Source organism: Pseudoflavonifractor sp. 60 (assembly GCF_009911645.1).
Taxonomy (GTDB): Bacteria; Bacillota; Clostridia; order Oscillospirales; family Oscillospiraceae; genus Lawsonibacter.
The window spans coordinates 1-647 of the sequence record NZ_QWKI01000391.1; the positions used below are offsets into that span (position 1 = coordinate 1).

The window sequence follows — 647 nt, forward strand, 5'->3', positions numbered from 1 at the left end:
GAAAAAGCGTCCGGAAAGGGAGTCAGGAAATGAAAGGAGCACAGTGGATGGATATCCGAAACGAGAGGCAGCAAGGGCTGAGCTATGTGGAGCTGGGACGGAAGTACCACACGGACCCGCGGACGGCAAAGCGGTACGCGGAATCGCCGCAGAAGCCAGAGTACACATTGAGCGAACCGAAGCCAACAAAGATGGATCCGTACAAGCAGATCGTAGACGAGTGGCTGGAGGAGGCGCCGTATTCGGCGCTGCGGATTCTGGAAAAGCTGCGGGAGATGGGGTTTGACGGGGGCTACAGCATCGTCAAGGCGTATGTGAGCAGCCGGAAGATGGACTTGAATGAGAAAGCGGCGGTACGGTTTGAGACAATGCCCAGTAAGCAGGGACAGATGGACTGGGGGTTCTTTGAGGATCACCTGGTGTACGAGGACGGGAAGTGGAAGAAGCTGTACTGCTTTCTCATGATACTGGGATATTCGCGGATGGGGTACATCGAGTTTGTAACGGATATGAGCACAAACACACTGATACGGTGCCATCAGAACGCATTTCGGTACTTTGGAGGATACCCGGAGGAGATTCTATATGACAATATGAAGCAGGTAGTCATCAAGCGGCTTCTGAAGCAGGAGGACTCCACATTGAAC

The 647-nt window shown here is 53.5% G+C and carries 1 protein-coding gene; it reads left to right on the forward strand.

The features are described 5' to 3' along the window. Positions 1-47: 47 nt before the first annotated feature. On the forward strand, positions 48-647 hold a 600-nt coding region (gene istA / locus D1646_RS22555), incomplete at its 3' end, for an IS21 family transposase (protein ID WP_243154310.1).